The organism is Serratia sp. PL7 (genome assembly GCF_945957435.1).
The window spans coordinates 108,595-127,262 of sequence record NZ_CAMFLB010000022.1; the positions used below are offsets into that span (position 1 = coordinate 108,595).

Annotated in this window: 15 protein-coding genes; 7 read left to right on the forward strand and 8 right to left on the reverse strand. The window is 56.5% G+C overall.

Features of this window, described 5'->3' with window-relative positions; genetic code table 11:
• Window positions 1-4: 4 nt before the first annotated feature.
• Window positions 5-586 carry an NAD(P)H-dependent oxidoreductase gene (locus tag N6G83_RS42995; protein ID WP_024529148.1) on the reverse strand — a complete coding sequence of 194 codons (582 nt, stop codon included), beginning with the start codon at window positions 584-586 and terminating at the stop codon, window positions 5-7.
• A 278-nt stretch (window positions 587-864) separates the two neighbouring features.
• Here N6G83_RS42995 and parC point away from each other — a divergent pair, with 278 nt between their 5' ends.
• The 3 genes from parC to ftsP all read left to right on the forward strand — a co-directional run bounded on the left by parC (window position 865) and on the right by ftsP (window position 5,636).
• On the forward strand, window positions 865-3,138 hold the full coding sequence (gene parC, locus N6G83_RS43000) for a DNA topoisomerase IV subunit A (RefSeq protein ID WP_211134502.1): 2,274 nt from the start codon (window positions 865-867) through the stop codon (window positions 3,136-3,138).
• A gap of 252 nt (window positions 3,139-3,390) precedes the next feature.
• Window positions 3,391-4,122 (forward strand): 1-acylglycerol-3-phosphate O-acyltransferase, encoded by a 732-nt coding sequence (locus N6G83_RS43005; RefSeq protein WP_211134503.1) that lies wholly within the window; start codon window positions 3,391-3,393, stop codon window positions 4,120-4,122.
• A gap of 98 nt (window positions 4,123-4,220) precedes the next feature.
• Entirely contained in the window at window positions 4,221-5,636 is a 1,416-nt protein-coding gene (ftsP, locus tag N6G83_RS43010; protein ID WP_024529145.1) for a cell division protein FtsP, read from the forward strand.
• Here ftsP and N6G83_RS43015 read toward each other — a convergent pair.
• Window positions 5,633-6,547, reverse strand: a complete 915-nt coding sequence (locus N6G83_RS43015; RefSeq protein ID WP_024529144.1) for a LysR family transcriptional regulator — start codon at window positions 6,545-6,547, stop codon at window positions 5,633-5,635. The two genes, ftsP and N6G83_RS43015, sit on opposite strands and share 4 nt — an antisense overlap.
• 400 nt (window positions 6,548-6,947) lie before the next feature.
• On the opposite strand from N6G83_RS43015, the gene xapA reads away from it, so the two are divergent.
• Together xapA and N6G83_RS43025 are read left to right on the forward strand one after the other, a co-directional pair.
• Window positions 6,948-7,769: a xanthosine phosphorylase gene (gene xapA, locus N6G83_RS43020; protein ID WP_024529143.1), complete on the forward strand. Its 822-nt coding sequence runs from the start codon at window positions 6,948-6,950 to the stop codon at window positions 7,767-7,769.
• 74 nt (window positions 7,770-7,843) lie between these two features.
• On the forward strand, window positions 7,844-9,103 hold the full coding sequence (locus tag N6G83_RS43025; protein ID WP_211136066.1) for a nucleoside permease: 1,260 nt from the start codon (window positions 7,844-7,846) through the stop codon (window positions 9,101-9,103).
• A 36-nt stretch (window positions 9,104-9,139) separates the two neighbouring features.
• On the opposite strand, the gene N6G83_RS43030 is transcribed toward N6G83_RS43025, so the two are convergent.
• The 3 genes from N6G83_RS43030 to N6G83_RS43040 are packed head-to-tail and all read right to left on the reverse strand — an operon-like array spanning window position 9,140 to window position 12,488.
• Window positions 9,140-10,069, reverse strand: coding sequence for a PfkB family carbohydrate kinase (locus N6G83_RS43030; RefSeq protein WP_211136067.1), 930 nt, complete (start codon window positions 10,067-10,069; stop codon window positions 9,140-9,142).
• Window positions 10,066-11,463, reverse strand: a complete 1,398-nt coding sequence (locus N6G83_RS43035) for a purine-cytosine permease family protein (RefSeq protein ID WP_199063198.1) — start codon at window positions 11,461-11,463, stop codon at window positions 10,066-10,068. The genes N6G83_RS43030 and N6G83_RS43035 overlap by 4 nt, the downstream gene beginning before the upstream one ends.
• An 8-nt stretch (window positions 11,464-11,471) precedes the next feature.
• Window positions 11,472-12,488 carry an ADP-ribosylglycohydrolase family protein gene (locus N6G83_RS43040; protein ID WP_024529139.1) on the reverse strand — a complete coding sequence of 339 codons (1,017 nt, stop codon included), beginning with the start codon at window positions 12,486-12,488 and terminating at the stop codon, window positions 11,472-11,474.
• A 215-nt stretch (window positions 12,489-12,703) separates the two neighbouring features.
• On the opposite strand from N6G83_RS43040, the gene N6G83_RS43045 reads away from it, so the two are divergent.
• Both N6G83_RS43045 and N6G83_RS43050 read left to right on the forward strand, forming a co-directional pair.
• Window positions 12,704-13,438: a GntR family transcriptional regulator gene (locus N6G83_RS43045; protein ID WP_024529138.1), complete on the forward strand. Its 735-nt coding sequence runs from the start codon at window positions 12,704-12,706 to the stop codon at window positions 13,436-13,438.
• A gap of 87 nt (window positions 13,439-13,525) precedes the next feature.
• The gene (locus N6G83_RS43050) at window positions 13,526-15,691 is read left to right on the forward strand and encodes a YgiQ family radical SAM protein (protein WP_021179531.1); all 2,166 of its coding nucleotides are present in this window, start codon (window positions 13,526-13,528) and stop codon (window positions 15,689-15,691) included.
• 131 nt (window positions 15,692-15,822) lie between these two features.
• Here N6G83_RS43050 and N6G83_RS43055 read toward each other — a convergent pair whose 3' ends face one another.
• From N6G83_RS43055 to N6G83_RS43065, 3 genes are all read right to left on the reverse strand, one after another.
• On the reverse strand, window positions 15,823-16,428 hold the full coding sequence (locus N6G83_RS43055; protein WP_024529135.1) for a transglycosylase SLT domain-containing protein: 606 nt from the start codon (window positions 16,426-16,428) through the stop codon (window positions 15,823-15,825).
• Between the two features lie 139 nt (window positions 16,429-16,567).
• The gene (gene dkgA / locus N6G83_RS43060) at window positions 16,568-17,383 is read right to left on the reverse strand and encodes a 2,5-didehydrogluconate reductase DkgA (RefSeq protein WP_024529134.1); all 816 of its coding nucleotides are present in this window, start codon (window positions 17,381-17,383) and stop codon (window positions 16,568-16,570) included.
• An 87-nt stretch (window positions 17,384-17,470) separates the two neighbouring features.
• Entirely contained in the window at window positions 17,471-18,517 is a 1,047-nt protein-coding gene (locus N6G83_RS43065) for an NAD(P)-dependent alcohol dehydrogenase (RefSeq protein ID WP_211136068.1), read from the reverse strand.
• Between the last annotated feature and the right edge of the window lie 151 nt (window positions 18,518-18,668).

Sequence of the window (18,668 nt, forward strand, 5' to 3'; positions counted from 1 at the left end):
ACAGTTAAGCAAAGACTTCGCCCAGATGTGCGCGCAAACGTGCGATATCGTTGGCAATATCCGGCTGTTTAATCACATCGTTGCAGATAAAGGTCGGTAGTGCTTCCATCCCCAGGAACTGGTTGGCCTTGTGAAAGTGCAGATAAACGCCGTCTACGCCCACGCCGTGGAAGAATTGGTCAGGGTCGGTAAAGGCTTCCAATGGGGCATTCCAGGTCAGGCTCAGCATGTAGGTCTTGCCTTGGATCAGCCCGCCAGAACCGTATTTTTTGCTGGCATCGGAACGGGTGCGGCCATCGCTGGCATACAGGCTGCCGTGGCCAGCGGTGAACACTTCGTCGAGATATTTTTTCAGGATCCAGGGCTCGCCCATCCACCAGCCTGGCATCTGGTAAATCACCGTATCGGCCCACAGGTATTTCTGCACTTCGGCGTCGATATCATAGCCGTCATCGACTACGGTGACCTGTACATCGTGCTTGGCATCGCGCAGGAAAGTTTCCGCTACGTCGCTCAGGGTCTGGTTCAGCTCACCGTTGGAGTGGCCGAATTGCTTCTTGGCGTTAATAATCAGGATATTGCTCATGGATGCTGGGTTCCTGTCAGAATATAGAATGTGATGGCCGTAAGGCATATCGTTGAAACGGAGTGTAATCCTTCCTGAAGCAGGGAAAAATGCGATCTAGCGCACAACAGTGTTGACTGTGAGTCAAGAAAGGCGGCCACTGATGGCAAAATTTCGCATAAACCGGGGCGATCGCCAGCATCAATGGCCGATCCACGCAGCATCTGTGACAGCCACCCCGCAGATGGGTTACTATCGCGGGCAGAATCGACCCTTTGTCGTCTGAGGATATCTGAGTAATGAGCGAACTGACTCATGACGGTGTTGAGCGTCTACCGCTGCACACATTCACTGAAAACGCCTATCTGAACTATTCCATGTACGTCATCATGGATCGGGCGCTGCCGTATATCGGCGATGGTTTAAAGCCGGTACAGCGCCGCATTATCTATGCCATGTCGGAGCTGGGGCTTAGCAATAACGCCAAATTCAAAAAATCTGCCCGTACCGTCGGTGACGTATTGGGTAAGTATCATCCGCATGGTGATAGCGCCTGTTATGAAGCTATGGTGCTGATGGCGCAACCCTTCTCTTACCGTTACCCGCTGGTAGATGGCCAAGGGAACTGGGGGGCACCGGATGACCCTAAATCTTTCGCCGCGATGCGTTATACCGAATCGCGCCTGTCGAAATACGCCGAAGTGCTGCTGGGCGAGCTGGGCCAGGGCACCACGGACTGGGTGCCCAACTTCGACGGCACCATGCAAGAACCGAAGATGCTGCCTGCACGTCTGCCGAACATCCTGCTCAACGGGACGACCGGTATCGCGGTAGGGATGGCAACGGATATTCCACCACATAACGTGCGTGAAATTGCCGCCGCGGCGGTAGCCCTGATCGACAAGCCAGGCTCATCGCTCGACGATTTGCTGGAGTTTGTGCAGGGGCCGGACTTCCCGACGGAAGCGGAAATTATTACCCCGCGCGAAGAGATCCGCAAAATTTACCAGAATGGCCGTGGCTCGGTACGCATGCGTGCCATCTGGAAGAAAGAAGACGGTAGCGCGGTGATCACCGCCTTGCCGCACCAGGTTTCAGGTGCCAAAGTGCTGGAGCAAATCGCCAGCCAGATGCGCGCCAAAAAGCTGCCGATGGTGGAAGATCTGCGCGATGAGTCCGACCACGAGAACCCGACCCGTCTGGTGATTGTGCCGCGCTCGAACCGTATCGATCTGGATCAGGTGATGAACCACCTGTTTGCCACCACCGATCTGGAGCGCAGCTACCGCATCAACATGAACATGATCGGTCTGGACAACCGCCCGCAGGTCAAAGGGCTGGTGGAGATCCTTTCCGAATGGCTGGTCTTCCGCCGCGATACGGTGCGCCGCCGCCTGAATTACCGCCTGGAAAAAGTGCTTAAACGGCTGCACATCCTGGAAGGTTTGCTGGTCGCGTTTCTCAATATCGATGAAGTGATCCACATCATTCGCAGCGAAGATGAGCCGAAGCCGGTGTTGATGCAGCGGTTTGGCATCTCCGATACCCAGGCCGAAGCGATCCTCGAGCTGAAGCTGCGCCATTTGGCCAAGCTGGAAGAAGTGAAGATCCGCGGCGAGCAGGATGAGTTGGCAAAAGAGCGCGATCATCTGCAGGCGCTGCTGGCTTCCGAGCGCAAGTTGAACAACCTGATCAAGAAAGAGATCCAGGCCGATGCGCAGGCTTATGGCGACGATCGTCGTTCACCGTTGACCGAACGTGAAGAAGCCAAGGCCATGAGCGAGCACGATTTTGTGCCTTCAGAGCCGGTGACGATTGTGCTGTCGCAAATGGGCTGGGTGCGTAGCGCCAAGGGCCACGATATCGATCCGAGCGGCCTGAGCTACAAGGCCGGGGATAGCTTCCTTGCCGCCGCGCGTGGCAAGACTAACCAGCCAGTGGTGTTCATCGATTCGACTGGCCGCAGCTATGCGCTCGATCCGCTGACGTTGCCTTCGGCACGTGGCCAGGGTGAACCGTTAACCGGCAAGCTGACGCCACCGCCGGGTGCCACCATCGAGCAGGTGCTGATGGCTGCGGACGATCAGAAGCTGCTGATGGCTTCCGATGCTGGCTACGGCTTCGTGTGTACCTTCAACGATCTGGTTGCACGCAACCGCGCCGGTAAGGTGATGATTACGCTGCCGGACAACGCCAAGGCGCTGCCGCCGATGGAAATCCACGGCAGCGACGATATGCTGCTGTCTATCAGCGCCGCTGGTCGTATGCTGATGTTCCCGGTCGCCGATCTGCCACAGCTGTCGAAGGGCAAGGGCAACAAGATTATCTCGATACCGTCGGCGCAGGCCGCCAGCGGGGAAGATAAACTGGCCTGGCTGTTCGTACTGCCGCCGCAGACCTCGATCACCCTGCACGTGGGCAAACGCAAGCTGAAACTGCGCCCGGAAGATCTGCAGAAATTCCGCGCCGAGCGTGGCCGTAAGGGCACGTTGTTGCCACGTGGCCTGCAGCGTATCGATCGGGTTGAGGTGGATATGCCGGAGCGCGCATCGATGGGTGACAGCGAAGAGTAAATCTCAACGGTTTCGCAGAACGTAGGGGCGCAACATACTGCGCCCGCTTAACTATCGATCAGACTTTTTTCTTGGTTTATTTTCTTAAGTTAGTTAATTTTTCCGGCTATAAATTTATTGTGCCGATCGCTGGCTGGCGGGAAAATAGAGAACTTAGAAGCGCCGTGCGTTCTTCTGCCTGCGCTCCTCATACAAAAAGAAATCTTCGCGGCCGCTCAGTGGCCGGGTTGGCAGTGTGCTAATGAGGTTGTTATGTTATTGATATTACGTGCGATAATCGTCACGGTCTATTGCCTGTTGGTGAGTTTTTTCGGTTCGCTTTACTGCTTGTTCAGCCCGCGTAACCCCCGCCATGTAGCGACCTTTGGCCATCTGTTTGGCCGCCTGTCGACAGTGTTCGGCATCCAGGTTGAACTCCGCAAGCCTGCTGGCGCGGACAATAACGGCAAATGTATTTACATTGCCAACCATCAGAACAACTACGACATGGTGACGGTTTCTAATGCGGTACAGCCACGCACCGTGACCGTGGGCAAAAAAAGCCTGGTGTGGATCCCGTTTTTCGGCCCGCTTTACTGGTTGACCGGTAACCTGCTGATTGACCGGGATAACCGCGCTAAAGCCCATGGCACCATTGCTCAGGTGGTGGATGCCTTCAAGAAACAGGACATCTCGATCTGGATGTTCCCGGAAGGAACCCGCAGCCGTGGCCGTGGCTTACTGCCGTTTAAAACCGGTGCGTTCCACGCGGCGATCGCGGCCGGTGTGCCGATTGTGCCGATCTGTGTTTCTTCTACCGACAAGATCAAGCTGAATCGTTGGAACAACGGCCATGTGATTGTGGAGATGCTGGAACCTGTCGATACCAGTAATTACAGTAAAGAACAGGTGCGTGAGCTGGCGGCCCATTGTCGCGAGCTGATGAAGGCGAAGATTGACCAGTTGGATGCGGAAGTCGCCAAGTTAGACGCCGCCAAAAAATAATAGAACGCAGTTAGCTATTTTCATACGGCCTCATGCCGTTTATGCCCCGCTTTAGCGGGGCTTTGCACACGGTTCAGCTTTGTTTTCATGGAGAAGATATGTCACTCAGTCGACGTCAGTTTATTCAGGCATCGGGCTTGGCGCTATGCGCGGGAACCGTGCCGCTGAGGGCCGAAGCGAGCGGGATGCCAACTCCGTTACCGATCCCGCCACTGCTGGAATCCCGCCGTGGCCAACCGCTGTTTTTAACCCTGCAACGTGCCCATTGGGCCTTTATGGACAACCGCAAAGCGTCCGTCTGGGGGGTTAACGGCATGTATCTGGGGCCGACGGTGCGGGTCTACAACGGTGACGACGTCAAACTGATCTACAGCAACCGCCTGCCCGAGCCGGTATCGATGACAGTCAGTGGGTTGCAGGTACCTGGTACCCTGATGGGCGGTGCGCCGCGCATGATGTCGCCCAATGTTGACTGGTCGCCAGTTATCCCTATTCGTCAGGCTGCGGCCACCTGCTGGTATCACGCCAATACGCCGAACCGTATGGCGCCGCACGTCTACAACGGTCTGGCCGGCCTATGGCTGGTCGAGGATGAAATCAGTAAAAACCTGCCGCTGCCGAACCATTACGGTGTCGATGATTTCCCACTGATCATTCAGGATAAGCGCCTGGATAACTTCGGTACGCCGGAATACGATCCTCCGGCGCAGGGGGGCTTTGTTGGCGATACGCTGTTGGTCAACGGCGTGCAGAACCCGTTTATCGAAGTCTCACGTGGCTGGGTTCGCCTGCGCCTGTTGAATGCCTCAAACTCACGGCGCTATTCGTTGCAGCTTAGCGATGGGCGGCCGATCAACGTGATTGCCAGCGATCAGGGATTCCTGCCTGCACCGGTCGCGGTACAGCAACTTTCTCTGGCTCCTGGTGAGCGCCGCGAAGTGCTGATCGACATGTCGCAGGGGGCCGAAGTGACTCTCACCGCCGGTGAAGCGGCAGGGATCATGGATCGTCTACGTGGCCTGTTTGAACCTTCCAGCATGCTGGTTTCCACCCAGGTACTGACGTTGAAACCGACAGGCCTGTTGCCGCTGGTCACCGACAATCTGCCGATGCGCCTGCTGGCAGATCAACTGCTGGATGGTAACGTCAGCCGCTCACGTGAATTCCGTCTGGGCGACAAGATGGCCGGGATCAACGGGGCTATCTGGGATATGAACCGCATCGACGTACAAACGATGCAGGGCACCTGGGAGCGTTGGACCATTCATGCCGATACGCCACAGGCGTTCCACATTCAGGGCGTACAGTTCCTGATAAAACGCGTCAATGGCGCGCAGCCGATGGCGGAAGATCGCGGCTGGAAGGATACCGTCTGGGTCGACGGCGACGTGGAGCTACTGGTGTACTTCAACCAGGTTTCCTCGGAGCACTTCCCGTTCCTGTTCTACAGCCAGACGTTGGAAATGGCCGATCGCGGTTCGACCGGCCAGTTTGTGGTTCAGGCTTCCGCTTAAACAGCCCCGGGCGTTCGCAGCATTTTCAGGAACGCCTTCACCACCGGAGTGGCACTTTCGGCGTGGTAGATCGCATACAGATCCGCCGAAGGGGCCGCCTGCAACGGGCAGAAGCGTACGCCGGGCCAGGGTATGCGCCCGTAGCTGTCCGGCAGTAACGTAATACCAAAGCCTTCCGCCACCAGCGCCATCAGGGTTTGCGGTTCATTAACCTGATGGACGATGTCCGGCGCAAAGCCATGTTGCAGACACAGGTTGTGCAGATACAGCCCCAGGCTGGCCTCGTTGGGCGGCAGCACGATAAATTTGTCATGCTCCAGGGCTTGCAGTTGGATTTCTTCCCCGGTTGCCAGTGGATGCCCCGTTGGCAGCACCACCGAGATCTTCTCCCGCGCCAATAATTGACAGGCCAGCCCCGGCAGCGCCTGTTGTTTTGCCTCACGCCAGACCCCGATATCGATATGCCGCTTCTGCAATGAGACGATCTGCTGGCTGGGAGTTTGTTCATTCAACGTCCAGGTGACCTTCTCTTCCTGCCCGGTAAAGCGTTTTAGTGCCGGGATCAAACCGCCCCAGACAGAGGTGCCTACCATGCCAATCACCATATGGCCGGCCTCGCCACGGCCCAGTTGCTGCACCTGATTGAGCGCATTGCCCGCCTGATCGAGCAACGTTTCGACGTTATGGAACAGCGTGCGGCCAGCCTGCGTCAGCGCCATGGAGCGGGTGGTGCGTTTGAACAGTTCCACCCCCAGCTGGCTTTCCAGCTCTTTGATATGTTTGCTGAGCGGCGGTTGGGACATGTTCAGCCGCTGTGCGGCCTGGGTAAAGTTCATCTCCTCCGCCACCACGCGGAAATAGTGCAGCAGGCGAAAGTTGATCCGGCTAGGGTCGGGTAGTGGCTTTTTCATGGTTTTTCGGGCCTCCCGATGCAGGGTATTTATAGGTAAACAGAATAAATCAGCGGGCAACAATGTATTGGTCGCCACCCGCTGTCGCTCTCTACTATGGGGATCAGGCTGTGTCCCTTAATTGCACATGAGCGCCGCTGGAGGTCATTTGGACGCGTTGCAAGGCACGAGCCGTGAAGTTTGGTGGGCCCAAATAAGCGGGGAGAAACGCAGATACGCGTCCAAATGGCCCCAGCCCTAAGGGTCGCGCCCCAAAAGCCCGTACTCAGCGTTGTCGGGCTTGAACTTAGCCCACTAGGCCCTGCACCCTCCGCCTTGATTACGGGCTTTTGGGGCTGCGACGGCACCATGGTCAATTAAGGGACACAGCCTAATTCATCCCCCTACAGAAGAGAATACTATGTTTAATCAAGACGATGCTTTTTCTTGTGCCGACGTGCTGCGGACCAGACTACCCGGCTTTCAACCCCGCGCTGCATTGATTTTGGGATCGGGGCTGGGGGCACTGGCAGACGTAATGACTGACGCCGTGACCATCGACTATACCGAACTTCCGGGTTTCCCGGTGAGCGGCGTAGTGGGCCATGCAGGGCAACTGGTGGCGGGCTGGTTGGAAGGTGTGCCAGTGCTGTGCATGAAAGGGCGCGGACATTTCTATGAGGGCCGTGGCATGCAGGTGATGACCACCGCCGTGCGCACCTTCAAACTGCTGGGCTGTGAATTCCTGCTGGCGACCAATGCTGCTGGTTCACTGCGTAAATCGGTCGCCCCGGGTAGCCTGGTGGCGCTGACCGACCACATCAACTTTATGCCGGAATCCCCGCTGGTGGGGGCTAACGACGAGCGTTTTGGTCCACGCTTCTTCAGCCTGGCTAACGCCTACGATCGAGACCTGCGTGCGCAGCTTGCGGCGGTAGCGGCTAAGGCTGGTATCCCACTGGCAGAAGGGGTGTTTGCCGCCTACACCGGCCCGAACTTTGAAACCCCGGCCGAGATCCGCATGATGCAGACGCTGGGTTGTGACGTGGTGGGGATGTCGATCGTGCCAGAAGTGCTTTCGGCCCGGCACTGCGGCCTGAAAGTGTTGGTGGTTTCAGCGATGACCAACTATGCCGAAGGGTTATCCGATACGCCGCTTTCCCATGAGCAGACGCTGAGCTGTGCCGCGCTGGCGGCAGACGACTTTATGCGCCTGATCCGTGAGTTCTTCAAAACGCTGTAATCCTTATTTCCATCTGACTACCCCGCGGCAAGCCCCTACCTTGCCGCGTAAATCACAACAATAAGGTGATGGTAATGGCAATAAAAACACGATTGAAGGTGATGATTTTTCTCCAGTTCTTTATCTGGGGCGCCTGGTTGGTGACGTTGGGTTCCTACATGATCAACACCCTGCACTTCAGCGGGGCGCAGGTTGGTATGGTGTACAGTTCGAAGGGGATCGCCGCGCTGATCATGCCAAGCCTGGCCGGGATCATTGCCGATCGCTGGATCAAGGCCAACCGTCTGTATGGCCTGTGTCATCTGCTGGGGGCGGTGGCGTTGTACTACGCCGCACAGGTCGATCAGCCGATGGTGATGTTCTGGGTCATGCTGTTCAACGCGATGGTCTATATGCCCACCATGGCGCTTTCCAACGCTATCTCTTACTTCTGCCTGGAAAAGCACGGTTTTGATACGGTAAAGGATTTCCCGCCGGTGCGGGTTTATGGCACCGTGGGCTTTATTCTGGCGATGTGGCTAATCAGCTTTAGCCGCATTGAACTGAGCAATATGCAGTTGTATCTGGCTTCCGCGGTGTCGCTGCTATTGGCAATCTACTCCCTGACGTTGCCAAATTGCCCGACCAACAAGGTGAAACGCTCGCAAAGCTGGGTCAGCATGTTGGGGCTGGATGCATTCGTGCTGTTCAAGCAAAAACGCATGGCGGTGTTCTTCCTGTTTGCCATGTTGCTGGGGGCGGCGCTGCAAATCACCAATACCTTCGGCAATCCGTTCCTGCACGATTTCTCGCTTAACCCGCTGTATCAGGACAGCCTCAGCGTGCGCTATCCTTCGGTGCTGCTCTCCCTGTCGCAAATCTCTGAGGTGTTTTTCATCCTCACCATCCCGTTCTTCCTGCGGAGATATGGCATCAAGCAGGTGATGCTGATCAGCATGGCGGCCTGGACGTTGCGTTTCCTGTTCCTGGCCTACGGTACGCCTGCCGGGTTCGGCTTCCTATTGCTATTGCTTTCAATGATCGTTTACGGCTGCGCGTTTGATTTCTTCAATATTTCCGGCGCCATCTTTGTGGAGAAAGAAACCGACCACCGCATCCGTGCCAGCGCTCAGGGGCTGTTTATGACCATGGTCAACGGTGCAGGGGCTTACGTTGGAGCCATCGCCAGCGGCGAGGTTGTGGACTTCTTCACCCATAACGGGGTGAAAGATTGGCAGAGTATTTGGCTGGTGTTTGCCGCCTATACGCTGGTGCTGGGGGTGATTTTTGCCCTGTCTTTCAACTACCAACATCGGCCGGAAGCGATGAGCGGCGAGCTGCAGAAGGCGCATTGAGGTAAAACACAGGGGCTGAGTTCAGCCCCTGTGATATCAGGCAGGAAAACGCTGTTGCAGTTGTTGCCAGTCTGGAGCTCCGGCGGCACCACGGCTGGCCACCACGCAGGCGGCCACGCGGTTGGCAAGATCGACCGCTTGAACCAACGACAGGCCAGCGGAAAGCCCGGCTAGCAAACCCGCGCAGTGGGCATCCCCCGCGCCGATGGTATCAACGACGTCAACCGGGTAAACGGGCACATGCTGCGGTTCATTGCGGCCATCACAGACCCAGGCACCGTCACGATCCAACCGGCAGATCAGGGTAATGTTATGCGCTGTGGCATAACGTTGTGCGGCGCTGACGGCGTCGCCTTCCCCACACAAGATCGCGACTTCGTCGCGGTTGAGGGTGAGTAAGGTGTGGCTATCGCTAAGCATGGCGAAAAACGCTTCACCTAGTTGATCGACGCGCGGGCCGGGATCCAGCAGCCGCCACTGATCGAACGGCAGGCGGGTAAGCCAGTCTCTCAGTGCTTCACCGGGTTCTCCCACCAGTTCATAGCCGTTGGCATAGACCACCGTTTCTGGCGTTAGCGGCAGGGTGGCCAGTTGCGCCTTATTCCAATGGGCTTCACAACCGGTCACGGTAACAAAAGTACGTTCACCGTTGGGTTCCACCAACGCCAGGCACCAACCATTATCCAGTTGGCCGTGGCGTAGCAGCACCGGCAGATCCAGTTCCTGCATGGCGGCTTCGATGGCCGCTCCCCAGTCTCCGCTACCAACCGGCATACCGTTAATCACGGGGACATCCAGGCGGCGTAGCGCCCGTGCTACGTTGAAGGCGCAACCGCCAATCTGCCGCTCTTGTGGCTGCGCTTCGATATCTTCACCGCTGGCTGGCAGCTTTGGCAGCGTGAGAACTACGTCACCTACGGCACCGCCTACCACCAGAATGGGTTTTACTGCGACAAATTCACTCATTGCTGTCCTTTGTTACTTGCCAGATAGAGGCCATAGGCAACCAGGCTGACCAGGAAGGAAACGAACAGCCCCAGGCTGGAATCAGCGAACAGGCCTTTAGCCAATGGGCCATCGATAAAGCCGGTTTTGGTCACTAGCAGCCCGCACAAGGCGCCGAGGAACCAGCAGAATAGTGGCACCTTACGCACGCCGCGGTTCTGGCCGTTCAGGCCGTACAGGGCATTACCGTCGTAACCATGATGACGGCGCACTTTAGCATAATCGAGAATGAAAATGGCTTCCCAGGCGGCAAGGAATACCCCGCAGAACACCAGGAAAGAGATAAATGGCCCCATAAAGTCGCCAGAAATAAACAGCACATAGATGGCGATGCCAAGGATCACCACGGCGTCAATGGAGACGGCCAGCGATTGTTTCACCTTCACGCCTAGCGTTAGCAGGTTAAGACTGGCGGAGTAGAGGCTGAGCACGGCAATAGTGACGATACCGGCGGTCGCGGCCAACAGATAAGGGATGGCCATCCACTTTGGCAGTACCGAGCCGATTAACGCAATCGGGTTGGCGGCGCTGGCCAGATCCGGCAGCTGTACCGAAAGCAGAATGCCGGTGAACATCAGCAGGATCAGGGGCAGACAGGCACCGCCCACTACGGCGGCAAAGATGCTTTTATCTGAAGATTCTGGGCTTTGATAACGGCTGTAATCGGCCCCGGCAATGGCCCAGCTGATACCGGTACCTGCTGCGATCACCGAAACGGCAGGCAGGAAGCCGGTCAACCAACTGCCGGAAGGCAGTGACAGCACTTTGCCCCATTCGGTGGTAAAGACGATATACAGCACCACAATCAGCGTCATGGTGCCGAATATCCGGCTGAACCAGCTCTGCATCCAGACTACCGTGTTCTGGCCCAGCAGGCTGACCACGATGGTCAAGCCACCAAACAGCAACAGGCTGAAAGCGGTAAGGGAATGGCTTTCACCCAGGCCTATGGCCTGGAACAGCGCCGCCAGGGTGAGTGTGCCGGTGATGACGTTCACCGCTTCCCAACCCATCAGGTTGATCCAACTGAAGGTGGTGGGGGCAATGTTGCCCTTCAGGCCAAAAATCACCCGCGATAAGGTCAAAGTAGAGGTACGGCCACGTTTGCCGGCGAAGCTGGTGTAACCGACCAAAGCAAAACTGGCTACCCCGACCAATGCGGCCAGGATGGACTGGATAAAGGACAGGCCAAACGCGACAATAATTGCCCCGTACACCACGCCAAGAATGCCGATGTTGGCGGCAGACCATATCCAGAACAGCTCGAGCGGTTTACCTGTCTGCTCAGCATCCGGTACGCGATCGATGCCTGTGCTTTCTACTTTCCATGTCTCACTGCGGTTGATTTCACTCATAGTGCGATTTATTCCTGTTTTCGCAGCCTAAGGAGAGCGGCCGCGTAGGGCTCAAAATCTATTTGATTGGCGCTATTGATCGTGGCAATCCACTCCGCCGGGAAGGCGGTTACGCCGCGTAAGGCTCCGCAGATTGCCGTTGCCATGGCACCAATGGTATCGGTATCTCCACCCAGATTGGCGGCCAGGATCGCACAACGTTGCGGATCGGTGTCTGCCAGTTCAACCAGTGCCAACGCCATCGGGATTGACTCGATAGTGTCCATCCCGGCACCGACGGTATGGTAAAGCTCCGCCAATGCTTCGCTATCCGGCAGATGGCCCAGGTTAGCGGTGAACTCCAGCGCCCAAACCAGACGGCGGCTGAGCGAAGGGCTGAAAGTGGTGATATGTTGCTGTTGCACCTGCTCTACCCGTGCGGGCAGTTCTTGCTTGATGGTGGCCCAATCCGCGCCTTCGACAGCCCGGCTAACGGCCCAGGCAATGGCAAAAGCGCCAGCTACGGCGATATCCGATTTGTGGGTCGGGCTGCAAGACAGCCTTACCGCTGTGATAAAGGCTGGCAAATCGCCGCTTGGCAGCAGGCAACCTAACGGAGCTACACGCATGGCCGCTCCATTGGTCACGCCGTTAGCGGCGATCTCTGCCACCGGCGTACCGGCGCGGAACGCCAACAGCGCGGCTTTGGAGCTGGGGCCAAGGATATTTTTCTCAAAGGCTCCGATCCGTTCTGCCCACAGCATGATGTGGTGAGCTATACGTTCCGGCTCGATCCGGCCCTCTGCGGCCAACAGCGCATCCATCAAGGCCACTGCCTGCTGGGTGTCATCCGTGTATTCCCCGGCGATAAAGCCGTTTGCTGCGATATTTTCTGCCGGGCCAGGCAGGAAGCTGGTGATCCAACCAAAATAATCACTAACCTGCTGCCTTGGCCACAGTTCTGACGGCATCCCCATCGCATCGCCTACGGCTTGCCCATAGAGCGCCCCGAGTATGGCGTGGTGAGGATTTTTTATATTTTTCATTTATATGGGTGTTCCCTGGTGTTGGTGCTAACCGATGTAAAACATCAGTGTCGCTAATGTTAGTCGTAAAATAGATCCAATTAAAGTCCAATAGTTGAAAAATGTGATTCCAATCTAAGTCCAATGCAAGCGCGCATGATGTAATTACCTTGAATGTGACAAATATGGTAAAAACGAGGCGGTTGAGGAATGCGAACAAATCAGAGGTGGGTCCGATGAATGATTTTATTGCCTGGCTGCGTCAGCAGTTTTCACAGGCAGCGGCGGCACCACGTTACATCCAGTTGGCGAACTCCCTCGAAATTGCCATTAAACAGCGTGTCTTGGGCGTTGGCGATTTTTTACCGCCGGAACGCATGCTGGCTGAAGCATTGGATCTGTCACGCGTTACCGTCAGTAAGGCGATGAGGTTGCTGGAAGAAAAAGCGCTGGTCTCACGCCAACAGGGCATTGGTACTCGAGTGGCTATGCACATCGGCTATTCCCTCAATCAGGATAACGGCTTTACCGCGCAGGTTTTGCGCAGTGGCAGCAGCGTCAGTAACCAATGGCTGTTGCGTTCCTGCATAAAGGCACCCAGCGAGGTAGCCAAGGCGCTGGAGTTGGCAAGCGACAGTATCGTGGTCAAGCTACGTCGCCTGCGGTTGATGGATGGCAATCCGGTGTCGTTGGAAACCACCTATATCCCGACCCGTTTTCTGCCCGATCCCGAAGAGCTGGAACACTCGCTGTATGCCCTATGGAAGTCGCGAGGTATTGTGCCAGAGGGCAGGCATTTTTTATTGAAGGCGGTTGCCAGCAGTGACGAAAACGCCAGCTTGCTCAATGTACAAAGCGGCACACCGCTGTTACGCATTGTCCAGACCAGCCGCAACGCCCAGGGCGAAGTGCTGGAGTTCAGCGAAACGCTGTGCCGCAGCGATGTGTACGAGTTTGAGGTCAAAAGCTGAGTTATCTGAGAAATAACCATGCTCTTTTGGCGGCGAGTGCGTATAATCGCCGCCCGGCGATAAATTAACCTGCACAAGAGCACCCGAATGAGCACTACCAGCCTGATCCAACCCGAACGTGAATTGTTCTCCTACGAGCCTTATTGGGCCGAATGTTTTGGCCCCGCGCCGTTTTTACCGATGTCGCGTGAGGAGATGGACCAATTAGGCTGGGATAGCTGTGATGTGATTGTGATCAGCGGGGACGCTTACGTCGATCACCCAAGCTTTGGCATGGCGATTGTGGGCCGCATGCTGGAGGCTCAGGGCTTCCGCGTGGGGATCATTGCCCAGCCGGACTGGAGCAACAAAGAAGACTTTATGCGTTTGGGTAAACCGAACCTGTTCTTCGGTGTGACCGCTGGCAATATGGACTCGATGATCAACCGCTATACCGCCGATCGTAAGCTGCGTCATGACGATGCCTATACCGCCGGTAACGTGGGCGGCAAACGCCCGGATCGCGCCACGCTGGTTTATAGCCAACGCTGTAGAGAAGCCTATAAAGATGTGCCCGTCATCCTGGGCGGTATCGAAGCCAGTCTGCGCCGTATTGCCCATTATGATTACTGGTCGGATACCGTGCGCCGCTCGGTCCTGGTGGACTCCAAGGCTGATATGCTGATCTATGGCAACGGCGAACGTCCGCTGGTGGAGTTGGCGCATCGCCTGGCGGCGGGTGAAAAAATTCAGGATATCCACGATATCCGTAACACCGCAGTGATGCGTAAAGGGGCCATGCCGGGCTGGAGCGGGGTGGATTCCACTCGCCTGGACAAGCCGGGCCGTATCGAGCCAATTCCTAATCCTTACGGTGAAGATTTGCCCTGTGCCGACGGCAGCACGCCAGAGCCAGAGGCCAAGCCGGTCACCGTACGTGCCGCCAAACCCAAGCCGTGGGAAAAAACCTACGTGCTGTTGCCTTCCTTCGAAAAGGTGAAGGCGGACAAGGTGCTGTATGCCCACACTTCGCGCATCCTGCATCATGAAACCAACCCTGGCTGCGCCCGTGCGTTAATGCAAAAACATGGCGACCGCTACGTGTGGATCAACCCACCGGCGATCCCGCTCACCACCCCGGAAATGGACAGCGTGTTTGCCCTGCCGTACCAGCGTGTTCCGCACCCATCTTATGGCGAAGAGCGCATCCCGGCCTACGATATGATCCGCTTCTCGGTGAACATTATGCGTGGCTGCTACGGTGGCTGTTCGTTCTGTTCAATCACCGAGCATGAAGGACGCATTATCCAGAGCCGTTCGGAAGACTCGATCGTGCGTGAAATCGAAGAGATCCGCGACAAGGTGCCGGGCTTTACCGGGGTGATCTCCGATCTGGGTGGCCCAACGGCCAACATGTATATGTTGCGCTGCACCAACCCGCGTGCCGAGCAAACCTGCCGCCGTGCTTCCTGTGTGTATCCGGAAATCTGTACCTATATGGATACCAACCATGAGCCGACCATCAAACTTTACCGCCGCGCCCGTGAGCTGGAAGGGATCAAGAAGATCCTGATCGCCTCCGGGGTGCGTTACGATCTGGCGGTTGAAGATCCGCGCTATATCAAGGAACTGGCGACCCATCACGTGGGCGGCTATCTGAAGATCGCGCCGGAGCATACCGAAACCGGGCCATTGTCCAAGATGATGAAGCCGGGGATGGGGAGCTACGATCGTTTCAAGCAGCTGTTCGATCAGTATTCCAAACAGGCAGGTAAAGAGCAGTATCTGATCCCTTATTTCATCTCCTCGCATCCGGGCACCCGCGATGAGGACATGGTGAATCTGGCGCTGTGGCTGAAGAAAAACCGTTTCCGTCTCGATCAGGTACAGAACTTCTACCCGTCGCCAATGGCGAACTCCACCACCATGTATTACAGCGGCAAGAACCCGTTGGGTAAGGTGGGATATAAGAGTGAAGACGTGTTTATTCCGAAGGGCGATCGCCAGCGCCGCCTGCATAAGGCATTGTTGCGCTATCACGATCCGCTTAACTGGCCGCTGATCCGTACGGCGTTGGAAGAGATGGGAATGAAGCACCTGATTGGTGGCCGTCGCGAATGCCTGGTGCCAGCACCAAGCATCGACGAACAGCGCGAGGCCAAGCGCTTACAGCGGCATACCCGCCCGGCGTTGACCAAGCACACGGACATTACCCGCCAGCGCACACCGTCCAACAAGCCACCGCGCAAGCCTATCCGCAACGGTAAGGCCTGACAGAGCAGGGAGCCCAAGTGGCTCCCTTTCTTTTATCCCCTAGAGGGGATATTCCATAAATTATCCCTTGGTGAGGATATTATTTTGTTATCCCTTTCAGGGAAGACTCTATGGAGCTAGCTATTGCCAGTCTACAAACTGTTATACGCCGCCTCGACCTTCAGCATATAGCGCGGTGCCTGCGGAGACGGATGATACTGGCGCACATGCCAGTGAAAGGCTTCCGGTGACAGGCTGTTGATCATTCTGATGGCTTTTTGGCGATCGCTGGAGAAGGTACGTAGCAAGGCTCCCGCGCCGTTGGCATAAGCCACCTCAGTGGCATAGCGGCGGGTCACCGGATCGTCAATCCATTTCAGTTGCTGCTGTTGCAGCGCCCCGATATAGGCCGCCCCCAGATCGATATTGGTTTCTGGATCCAACAGGTCGTCATCATCCGGGCAGCCGCGTTTGCCTTTAAAACGGTAGGCATCACAACCGGCGGTGTTCGCCTTAAGCTGCATCAGGCCGATGGCGTTGGAAGGGCTGACAGCTTTAGGGTTAAAGCCGGACTCTACCTGAATAATGGCGGCGATCAGCTTGCGATCGATTTTGTATTCGTCGGCCGCGTCTTCGATTTCATCGTCATAGGCGTGAGGATTGTGGCTGGTGCGCTGGTGCTTGCTGGAACAGCCTGCCAGCACCAATAGCATTAACACCATGGTCAGGCGCGGCAAAGATGAGAAAGAGAAAGTCATGAAACTCCAAGCTGCTGTGATCGGATTGCTGCGCCATATCATAGCGTCAGCGACCGATAAGATCTTGGGTTAAAAGCCAATTAACGCGAGAGGCTACCAACAATAGAGCAACGGGGCCGACAGTGCGGCCCCGCCATGTTTACAGAGAATCAGGATCCGGTCCCAGGCGGTTGCCGATATCCAGCTTGGTGATTTCGCCCAGTTCGTCCTTATCCAGTTTGAAATCAAACACCTCAAAGTTTTCGCGAATGCGCGCGGGTGTAACCGATTTCGGGATCACGATCAGGCCGCTGTCCAGATGCCAGCGCACGACGATCTGTGCAGGCGTCTTGTTGTACTTCTCCGCCAGCTTCTTGATCAGGGGTTGATCAAAGACGCCTTCACCCCCTTGCGCCAACGGGCTCCAGGATTCGGTGGCGATATGGTGGGTGGCATTCCAGGCGCGCAGCTGGCGCTGTTGCAGCAGCGGGTGCAGTTCGATCTGGTTGATCACCGGCGCGACGCTGGTTTCATCCAGCAGGCGTTGCAGATGTGGTGTGTGGAAGTTACAGACGCCGATGCTTTTCACCAGCCCTTGCTCACGCAGTTTGATCAAACCGCGCCAGGCTTCGACATACTGATCCTGTGCCGGTTTCGGCCAGTGGATCAGATAGAGATCGACGTAATCCAGCTTCAGCTTTTTCAGGCTGGTTTCCAGTGCTGCCTGCGGATTGCCCTGATCGTCGTTCCACAGCTTGGTGGTGATAAATAGCTCTTCACGTGGGATCGAGGTAGCTTGCAGCGCGGCACCTACCCCTTCCTCATTTTTGTAAATCGCGGCGGTATCGATGGAGCGATAGCCGACTTCCAGCGCCTTGGTGACGGCCTGCGTGGTTTCTTCAATGCTGGCTTGCCATACGCCGAGACCCAACTGCGGCATCAGATTACCATCGTGGAGTTTGATGATGGGTTGCATGCGTTATCTCCTTATGACTGCTTTCAGGCCAAGGCCTGCTTACATGAATTTTAGTTCGCCACCTCAGTGCTTGCCGAGTTTGCGACCTCAAGCGTGCATATCCAGTACGATACGGTAACGGGCCTTGCCCGCCTCCAGATGCGCGATGGCATCGTTGACCTTGCTCAATGGAAAATGTTCTACCTGCGGCTCTATGCCATGGCGGGCGCAGAAGGCCAGCATGTCAGCCAGGCGTGAAGGGGCGCCGGTAGGCGAAGCGGAAAGTTCAGCCTGTTTGCTGATAAACGAGAACACCTGAACGGGTACCGGGTCGGGGATCGCCCCAACGAAGTGCAGGCGGCCTTTCGGGGCCAAGGTACCGATAAAGGCGTCCCAATCTAAAGAGGCGCTGGCGGTGACCAGAATAAAGTCGAGTTGATTGGCAATGGCCTGTAATGCGGCGCTGTCATTGCTTGCCACTACGCGGTGAGCTCCCAACGAAAGTGCTTCGTCGCGTTTGCTGTTGGATGAGGTGAAGGCGGTGACTTCACAGCCCCAGGCGTGCATAAAGCGGATCGCCATGTGACCCAGGCCGCCAATACCAACCACGCCAACGCGCTGTGTCGGGCGGACATCGTATTGCAATAGTGGGTTGAACACCGTGATCCCGCCGCAGAACAGCGGCCCGGCACTGGTCACGTCAACGCCTTCCGGCAGTGGGATCGCCCAGGCCCAGTGGCTGCGGATGCGATCGGCAAAACCGCCGTGGCGACCAATAATGGTAGGTTGTACCTCGTTGCACAGATGCTGATCCCCAGACATACAGGGGTGACAGTGCATACAGCTGCCGCGATTCCAGCCAACGCCCACCACCTGGCCAATCTTCAGCCCTTTGTTCTGCGCATGGGCACCCAACTTGGTGACTTTACCCACCACCTCATGGCCGGGTACGAACGGGTAGTGGGTCATGCCCCATTCATTGTTCAGCATGGAGAGGTCGGAGTGGCAGACGCCACAGTAATCAATAGCAACTTCAATCTCATCGTCGCCTAATGCACCGGCGTCGAAGGTAAAAGGTTCAAGCGGCTGTCCCTTGCCGGGCGCGGCCCAGGCATGAATGCTATTGTCAGATACGGAGCTGGATTGATTCGCCATAAAATTCTCCCATGGGTTAACGAGACGATGTTATGCGATGCGATCGAAAGCGCGGATAAGGCGCACAACCGTGCCCGATGATCGGTCGGGCACGGTAAGTAGAAACTAAAGCCTAGCAGGAAACTGTGATGTTGCGATGAAATCGTGTGCT

Excerpts from the sequence above, each read along its gene's own strand:
- N6G83_RS43030 (WP_211136067.1), bottom strand. The coding sequence starts at position 10,069 with ATGAGTGAATTTGTCGCAGTAAAACCCATTCTGGTGGTAGGCGGTGCC.
- parC (WP_211134502.1), top strand. The coding sequence starts at position 865 with ATGAGCGAACTGACTCATGACGGTGTTGAGCGTCTACCGCTGCACACA.
- ftsP (WP_024529145.1), top strand. The coding sequence starts at position 4,221 with ATGTCACTCAGTCGACGTCAGTTTATTCAGGCATCGGGCTTGGCGCTA.
- N6G83_RS43015 (WP_024529144.1), bottom strand. The coding sequence starts at position 6,547 with ATGAAAAAGCCACTACCCGACCCTAGCCGGATCAACTTTCGCCTGCTG.
- xapA (WP_024529143.1), top strand. The coding sequence starts at position 6,948 with ATGTTTAATCAAGACGATGCTTTTTCTTGTGCCGACGTGCTGCGGACC.
- N6G83_RS43050 (WP_021179531.1), top strand. The coding sequence starts at position 13,526 with ATGAGCACTACCAGCCTGATCCAACCCGAACGTGAATTGTTCTCCTAC.
- dkgA (WP_024529134.1), bottom strand. The coding sequence starts at position 17,383 with ATGCAACCCATCATCAAACTCCACGATGGTAATCTGATGCCGCAGTTG.
- N6G83_RS43040 (WP_024529139.1), bottom strand. The coding sequence starts at position 12,488 with ATGAAAAATATAAAAAATCCTCACCACGCCATACTCGGGGCGCTCTAT.
- N6G83_RS43055 (WP_024529135.1), bottom strand. The coding sequence starts at position 16,428 with ATGACTTTCTCTTTCTCATCTTTGCCGCGCCTGACCATGGTGTTAATG.
- N6G83_RS43045 (WP_024529138.1), top strand. The coding sequence starts at position 12,704 with ATGAATGATTTTATTGCCTGGCTGCGTCAGCAGTTTTCACAGGCAGCG.
- N6G83_RS43005 (WP_211134503.1), top strand. The coding sequence starts at position 3,391 with ATGTTATTGATATTACGTGCGATAATCGTCACGGTCTATTGCCTGTTG.
- N6G83_RS42995 (WP_024529148.1), bottom strand. The coding sequence starts at position 586 with ATGAGCAATATCCTGATTATTAACGCCAAGAAGCAATTCGGCCACTCC.
- N6G83_RS43035 (WP_199063198.1), bottom strand. The coding sequence starts at position 11,463 with ATGAGTGAAATCAACCGCAGTGAGACATGGAAAGTAGAAAGCACAGGC.
- N6G83_RS43025 (WP_211136066.1), top strand. The coding sequence starts at position 7,844 with ATGGCAATAAAAACACGATTGAAGGTGATGATTTTTCTCCAGTTCTTT.
- N6G83_RS43065 (WP_211136068.1), bottom strand. The coding sequence starts at position 18,517 with ATGGCGAATCAATCCAGCTCCGTATCTGACAATAGCATTCATGCCTGG.